The following is a 2,522-nucleotide window of genomic DNA, read 5'->3' as shown; positions in this document are numbered from 1 at the left end:
TTCTCTTTTGGTGTGTCATATCATCTTTATTCTTTATTTGTTCGTGCTCATTTTTTTATTTATGATCATTCGTATGTATAATATTATTGAACATACAATATCGCTCAAAAACTACTTATGCCAACTCCCGTATAGGCTGTTTCCTGGGTGTATTGTGCTTGACCGGACTGGAGTCAATTTAAATGATGTTCCGGTGGGTAATTTATCTGGTCAGCCGGGGTGCAAATTCGCTGAGTTTTTCCACATAGACTGCCGTTCCCACTTTTCCATTGGTGTCCGCAGTCGGAACAGGTAAGTATCCCGCTCTTGGTTCGGTAGGCAAAATGCTCGATGCAGTTTGCATATGCCCATTCTTCCTGCCTGGCGGTAAGAGGGCGGAGGGTGGCTGAGAGTTGTGCCACTTTCTTTTGTATTGCGGTCTTGGGTTTCATAGCGGTATGGGGGTTAAAAGTCAAATAGACTTGGTTGTTCAACTTGTGGTTTGTTTTCGGTGGCTTTCTTCGCGGTGGTTTTGCGCATCTTCGCAACCTGCTCGTCTCGGAGTTTGGCTATTGCCTCTTGCCGTGCCTCTTCCTTTTCCTCCTCGGTGAGTTCTACCGTATGGTTCACCACCACTTTGCAGTTTATTGGGTTGCCGACCTCAATTTCTTTTTCCTCGTAGTAATGGATTGCCATTCCGTACACCTCCGCATCGGTAAAGCCGTTGCTACCGCTTTTCTGCACTTGGTTGAGGATATATGTCACGCAGTCCTCTACTGATTTTGAGGGATTTGCGAACTTGACGGCAAACAATGCGTCATTCTCTGCTCGTTCTTCAAGATAAGCCTTGATTGTGTCGTTGAAGGCTTGTGTGCCTTTGTTTTCTTTCGTTGCCATAGCCGTGGGTTTTAGAGGATTGCCAGTATCATTTTTTCTATTTCGGTGGGATTGAGTCCCATTTCAAAGAGCCGTCTAACAAACTCTCTGCGACTCTCGCCCCGTAGTTCTTGGAATAGCTGACGGTATGTGGATATGTTGCCGTTGAGGTATGTTTCAACCATATACTCGGATATATCGTCAACCCCGTAGTATCGTGCTTGCTGTTCCAAGGTCTTGGAGTTTCTTTTCGTTGCCATATTCTTGAATTTTAGAGTGTCATTAACCAATAGATTGCCCCTGCTGCGGTGAGGATTGATATGAGCCAGCCTATGCCCCTTAATATGGGTCTGACCACTGCCCACAACGCTATCCCGATTACTGCTCCGATGATGATTGCCACCGCCTTGACCGCCTTTGTGATTATGCGGTATAGATAGGAGGATTGGCGAGCTTGCCTTGACTTAAAATCTTTATGTTTTCTTGTGGCTTTCATATCGGTGGGAGCTTTTTTTGAACCATGCGTCCAAAGACAGTGTGGTTGTATGAGTTGCTTGACACCTGCAAGGCGTGTGGCGGAAGAAAAGGGATGTTCGGGCCTCGACATAAAAATACGAGCCGACGCAAGGAGGTCTGGAGATTTTTATGCCGAAGCCGATAGAATATCCCTTCGCCGCACGTTCAGTCAAGTCAAGCAACCCATACAGACCCGCTTGTCAATGGTACGCCCTGACTCAAAATGGCTCCCCCGGTAAGAAAGCCCAGGAAAACATAATCGTCCCTGCTGCCACGCTGGTGGCGGCAGCGGAAAGAAAAAAATAAAAAAACGGAAATGTAATCCCGCTGAGGATAATGTCCGCGCACAGGGAGCGGTACGGCATCGCCGATCCGTGGAAGTGCGCGGTCTTTATCCGCGTGGATTGAAATCAACGGGATGCGGGATGTGCAAATGCCGGGGCAGGTGAAAGGCCGTCTCTTACTTTCACTTTCACCGGTTTTGTATTTCCGGCATCCCGTTTGGCAACGAAAGATAAAAGGGACAGTCAGTGTAAACAGGTTTCGGCAACGCGATAAATAGTCCCGCAAAGGGATAGTGTCCGGATGATGTCCGCCCGGTCGTTCTATCGGGAGGACGGCATACGGTCTCTATCCGCGTGGACCTGTCAGGCGGGACATGGGCTTGCAGTATGTCCGGGTCGGAACGTGGCCTCCCGGACACATCCCCGGCACGGTCTGATGCAAGCCGATGTCCCGCCACGTTTGCCCATGACGATAAAAATCGCTATCTTTGCAGCGTCTAAACGTGTCTTTTTCGTACTGAAAAAGCGGATGCGGTTACAAGGTTGAAAATTGGGCATAGTCCAAAATCAGACCTTGTGGGGGCAAAAAGAGGCAATTAAAAATCAAAAACAGATGTTAAAAATCAAAAACTCAAATTCCTCCGTTTGCGGCAACTTTCTCAATCAGTACGAATTAAGTACAATTACGTTACATAGACGCTCTAAAATCCAGCAAGTTACGTCATATATCACAAATTTTTAGTAACTTTACTTTCGGTAATCATGATACAGTATTTATTGTTTGTTGCATCTAAATTACTAAACATCAGTGATATTGCCAAAAAAATCGGCAGCTTTTTCAAGCTGCCGATTCAACTTTTTTATGGT

General features: G+C 46.6%; 3 protein-coding genes and 1 pseudogene. All 4 read right to left on the bottom strand.

Annotated features, from left to right (window positions below):
* Positions 1 to 242: 242 nt before the first annotated feature.
* Positions 243 to 431 (bottom strand): annotated as a pseudogene (locus C5O24_RS14530) (PcfJ domain-containing protein); the annotation flags it as partial.
* Positions 432 to 444: 13 nt separating this feature from the next.
* A complete protein-coding gene (locus C5O24_RS12490) occupies positions 445 to 876 on the bottom strand; it encodes a PcfK-like family protein (protein ID WP_107037038.1) in 432 nt (143 codons plus the stop codon).
* Positions 877 to 887: 11 nt separating this feature from the next.
* Complete coding sequence (locus tag C5O24_RS12485) at positions 888 to 1,115, bottom strand: hypothetical protein (protein ID WP_107037037.1); 228 nt, start codon at positions 1,113 to 1,115, stop codon at positions 888 to 890.
* A gap of 11 nt (positions 1,116 to 1,126) precedes the next feature.
* Positions 1,127 to 1,351 (bottom strand): hypothetical protein, encoded by a 225-nt coding sequence (locus C5O24_RS12480; RefSeq protein ID WP_107037036.1) that lies wholly within the window; start codon positions 1,349 to 1,351, stop codon positions 1,127 to 1,129.
* Positions 1,352 to 2,522: the final 1,171 nt, after the last annotated feature.

The sequence above is a fragment of the Paramuribaculum intestinale genome, from assembly GCF_003024925.1.
Lineage (GTDB): Bacteria > Bacteroidota > Bacteroidia > Bacteroidales > Muribaculaceae > Paramuribaculum > Paramuribaculum intestinale.
This window is presented reverse-complemented; position numbering and strand designations above follow the sequence as displayed.

Coding starts and splice junctions, on each gene's coding strand:
- C5O24_RS12490 (WP_107037038.1), bottom strand. CDS start 876: ATGGCAACGAAAGAAAACAAAGGCACACAAGCCTTCAACGACACAATC.
- C5O24_RS12485 (WP_107037037.1), bottom strand. CDS start 1,115: ATGGCAACGAAAAGAAACTCCAAGACCTTGGAACAGCAAGCACGATAC.
- C5O24_RS12480 (WP_107037036.1), bottom strand. CDS start 1,351: ATGAAAGCCACAAGAAAACATAAAGATTTTAAGTCAAGGCAAGCTCGC.